The sequence below is a fragment of the Binatus sp. (SeqCode) genome, assembly GCF_036522015.1.
GTDB lineage: Bacteria > Desulfobacterota > Binatia > Binatales > Binataceae > Binatus.
Window position 1 is genome coordinate 1 of sequence record NZ_DATDGQ010000247.1, and the last position, 4557, is coordinate 4557.

Consider the following 4557-nt stretch of genomic DNA (forward strand, 5'->3'; position numbering starts at 1 on the left):
GGAACGGACTGCGCACGCCGCCGGTCACTTCCGCGATGTCTGGATAAAGATCCCGCACGTTGTAAACCAGCCGGCATCCCCATCGGCGTTTGAGCACTGCCGCCAGCGCGCCGAGAAGCGGGGGATCGGTCGCTGCGACTATCACGTCCGGTCGCGGCAACCGGAATGTCACTATTGCCGCCAATAGGTAGTAGGTCCCCAGATTGACTAATCGACCAGCCAAATTCGATTTTGAAAATCTCGTGCCCCAGGTGCGGATGATCGTAACTTTGCCGCGGCGGTCACGCGACCACAAACGAAAGCCGCGGGGGCCGTTGTCCTCCGCGTGATAGGACGGTCCGGCCACTATGGTAATTTCATGATCCAGCGAAAGGTCGTCACAAAGCTCTGTGAGGAATTGACCGGTCGCTTCGCGGTCAGGCCAGAACGAACGGTTCAGGAACAATACTCGCGTGCGGCTAATCGGAATATTCGACTCGGCGGTACGTTCGCGCTCGCGGGCTACTTCGAAATAATCCAACTCGCTGACCGATTCGGCCGGTGCCGCTGAAAAAGCGCTTTGTTTTTCTGCGCGTGCCATACGCAACTACTATACGGACGCTCGACGCCCCGCGCTCGATGGATTCTGCAATGATACTGATCCGCCACGACGCTCAGCCGCGTGCACCTGGCGGTCGATCCATTGATAGGTGTGTTTGAGACCTTGTTCCAGGCTGATCCGCGGCTCCCATTTGAGGACTTCGCGCAGGCGCGTGTTGTCAGAATTGCGGCCGCGCACGCCTTGCGGCCCCGGCACGTGCTTCACGGTTATTTTGATCCCGGCCACTGCAGCGACCATATCCGCGAGCTCGTTGATAGTCACAGGTCGATCCTGGCCAAGGTTGAGCGGCTCCCTGTACTGCGAGCGCATCAGCCGGTAAATGCCGTCTACGCAATCGTCGATGTAACAAAAGGAGCGCGTCTGCTCCCCATCGCCCCAGATCTCGATCTCGAAATTGCCGCTATGCCTGGCGAGCGACACCTTGCGGCACAGAGCCGCCGGCACCTTCTCGCGGCCGCCATCCCAGGTGCCGAGCGGGCCAAAGATGTTGTGGAAGCGCACGATGCGCGTCTCCAGACCATAGTCTTCCCGGTAGTGCGTGCATAGTCTCTCGGTCAGAAGCTTCTCCCAACCGTAGGCGTCCTGGGGCTGCGCCGGGTACGCGTTTTCTTCTTTGAGCGCCGTGACGTTCGCGTCGGTCTGCCGATATTCGGGATAAACGCATGCGGACGAAGCGTAGAGGTAACGGGTCACGCCACTTTGTCGCGCTGCGTCCAGTGTGTGAATGTTGATCAACGAATTGTTGCGAAGAATCTCCGCATGATGCGCCGAAATGAAACCCATGCCACCCATGTCGGCGGCGAGCGCATACACCTCATCGATTCCGTCGGTGGCCTTCAGACAGTCATCCCACCGGCGCAGGTCCAGCAGCGCGAAGTCATCCGCTGCGCTCGGCTCATACTCCGGATATTTCAGATCCGCGCCGCGCACCCAGTAGCTCTTTTTCTTGAGATAACTCACAAGATGGTGGCCGATGAAGCCACCGGCTCCCGTGACCAGGACTCTCTTCATTAAAACTCCCACTCGGCTGTGCGTGAGACTAAGCCTGCTTTGTCACGCGTAGCCGACATACAATACTACTAGCGGTACGACGATAGCTGATTTTCGTCGTTCCGGCGAACGGTGTATTGCCCCATCACCAACAGATCCATTTTGGTTCTGAGAAAGCAATCGAGCGCTTCTTCCGGGCGGCAGACTACTGGCTCGTTTTCATTGAACGAAGTGTTGAGCAGCACCGGCACTCCCGTCTGACGCCCGAACTCGCGGATCAGTTTGTAGTAGAGCGGGTTCTGCCGTGGATTCACGGTCTGCAAACGTCCCGTCCCGTCGACATGAGTGGTGGCGGGAATCGCCGCGCGCTTCTCGGGCCGCACCGAATACGCCATCAACATGAACGGTGACGGATAGGATTGCGTGAAGTAGTCGCCGGCGGCTTCCTCAAGAATTGAAGGCGCGAACGGCCGGAACATCTCGCGGCGCTTGATTTTCGAGTTCAAAATGTCGCGCATCTCGACCCGCCGCGGATCGGCCAGGATACTGCGGTTGCCCAGCGCACGCGGACCCCACTCCATCCGCCCCTGGAACCATCCCACGACGAGCCCATCGGCGATGGTCGCCGCAGTCGTCCGGCAAAGTTCATCTTCATTCTCGATCTTGCTAATCACGCAACCCTGACTGGCTATTTCAGATTCCCGCGAACTGAGTATTGCGGCGATTTCATCGTCGCGGAATTCCGGCCCCCAGTTCGCGTGCTCCATCACGAATTCGCGCTCGCGGTGCGCGCTCGAGTGCCATTGATCGAACGCCGCACCTATAGCCAGTCCCGCGTCGCCCGCCGCCGACTGTATGTAGATGTCCTCGAAGCCGGTGTGCTCCAGGATCTTGCCGTTGACGACGCAGTTGTAGGCGACTCCTCCCGCAAGGCACAGCTTCCTGAGTCCAGTCGCGCGCCGCAGGCTTCGCAATCGATCGATTATCACTTCCTCGAGCCGCCGCTGCATCGACGCCGCGATCACCATATGCCGCTTGTCCACCGGCTCCGCCGGATCGCGCACCGCGCCCAGCCGGGTCGCCAGGAAGTTCGAGTACAGCCTTCCGATCGTCGGCTCGCCTGCGCCCCACGTCATCTCGGCGCCCGTCTTCTGGTAGGTGAAATATTCCGGCGCGAGCATGAAATCCATCCGCCCGCCGTTCGGCGCGATCACGATCTTGCGAAACTCTTCGACCATCTCCGGCTCCCCGTAGGACGCCAGCCCCATCACCTTGTATTCGTCGCCGTACTTCGGAAATCCCAGGTACTGCGTCAGCGCGGTGTAGAACATTCCGAGCGAATGCGGAAACGTCACGACGCCCATCGGCGAAATTGTGCCGCCGCGTCCCACTCCCCACATCGCGCTGGCAAAGTCGCCCAACCCGTCGATCGAAAATAGCGCCGCCTCGTCGAACGGCGAAACCAGGAACGAACTTGCGAGATGCGCGCGATGATGCTCGACGCGCCCCACCGGGATAGAGCCCTCGCCCGCTCCCAGAGCGCGCGCGGCCTCCGCGCCGATCGACGCAAAGTGCGATTGCGCGCTCAGGCGATCGCGCGCGACCAACGGCATCTTCAGCGCATGCCACGCCTTGCGCATGATTCGCGCCCACGGATCGCGCGCCACGGCCAACATATCGATATCGCTCGACGAAGCGGCCGCCGCCTTCACCACGTACCTCAATGCCTCGGCCGGAAACCCTGCCGCATGTTTGATGCGCGTGAAACGCTCCTCTTCCGCGGCCGCGACGAGCTTGCCGTCCACGATCGCAGCCGCACTGGCGTCGCCGTGATAGGCATTGATTCCAACGATTAACATTTTCGACCGCGACCGTGATCTTACATCTGATGCGCTGCGGTCAGGCATCGATCGCCACTCTGTGTCAGTACGCTCTTGTAGAGCGCGATCATCTCCGACGCGCATTTCTCCCACGAAAAATCTGCGGCCATCCAGCGCCGTCCGCGGTCGCCCATCTCGGCGATTGGCATTGAATTAATCTTGATGATTGCATCCGCGATGCTCGCCGGATCGTTGTTAACCCACAGTCCGCAGCCGACGCGCTCGACTTCCTTCCACGGTGTGCCGGTGCTCGCAATCACTGCGGCGCCATGCGCGAGCGCCTCGGCTACGACGATCGCGAAACTCTCGGTGAACGACGGCACCACGACGACGTCAGTCTGCTCGAACATCCGCTGTTTTTCTTTGCCGCGAATGTCACCGAGCAGAGCGACCTCGCTGCCCAGCTCCAAACGACTGATCTCGCCGCGAAGTTTTGCTTCGTACTCGCTCGAGCCCGAACCCGCGATCGTGAGTGAAAAATCCACCACGCTCCGCTCCTTCACGATGCGGCAGGCGACGAGCAGATTTTCAATTCCCTTCTTCGGATCGAGGCGGCCGACAAACCCGAGCCGAAGCCGCGCGCCGCGCGGCTCGCGATGAAGCGTATCGGGGAGCTCGACGCCGTTGGGAATCAGTTCAAGATTGGCACGCGGAAACCTTGCGCGCGTTTCCGCGACTTCCTCGTCCGAAGTCAGGTGGAGCATTAATTGCCGTGACGCAACTGCGATACATACCTTCTCCCACATCGACTTGAAGCCCACGCGACGCGAGCCGCGCCAGCGCTGCAGCGCGCCGTGCGGAGTCCATACCACTGGACGCTTTAGCAAACGCGCGGCGAGCAGCGTTGGAATCGTGGGAAACGAGTACGCCGCGTGCAGATGAACTACGTCGGCCCACCGCATCTGTTCCGCCAACGCTCCGAGCAGCTCGGGCGACACGGCTTGCCGTGCGACGCGCGCGCAGTAGCGAACTTCGATTCCGTCGCGATGCGCGTATGCCGCCATCGCCGCCGCGTCCAGCCGCTGTCCCCATCCGTTCGCATCAGTAGTCAACACCCGGACCGACGCGCCCGCGCGCGACAGATGC

Annotated in this window: 4 protein-coding genes; all 4 read right to left on the reverse strand. The window is 60.9% G+C overall.

Translation table 11 applies throughout. The annotated features are described in order from the left end of the window. Nucleotides 1-580 (reverse strand): glycosyltransferase (locus tag VIW95_RS10600; protein WP_331586200.1); only part of this gene is annotated, 580 nt, incomplete at its 3' end. A gap of 9 nt (nucleotides 581-589) precedes the next feature. Beyond that, a complete protein-coding gene (locus VIW95_RS10605; RefSeq protein ID WP_331586202.1) occupies nucleotides 590-1612 on the reverse strand; it encodes an NAD-dependent epimerase/dehydratase family protein in 1023 nt (340 codons plus the stop codon). Nucleotides 1613-1680: 68 nt separating this feature from the next. Continuing rightward, nucleotides 1681-3450 (reverse strand): carbamoyltransferase family protein, encoded by a 1770-nt coding sequence (locus VIW95_RS10610; RefSeq protein WP_331586204.1) that lies wholly within the window; start codon nucleotides 3448-3450, stop codon nucleotides 1681-1683. A 20-nt stretch (nucleotides 3451-3470) separates the two neighbouring features. Further along, on the reverse strand, nucleotides 3471-4557 hold a 1087-nt coding region (locus VIW95_RS10615; RefSeq protein ID WP_331586206.1), incomplete at its 5' end, for a glycosyltransferase.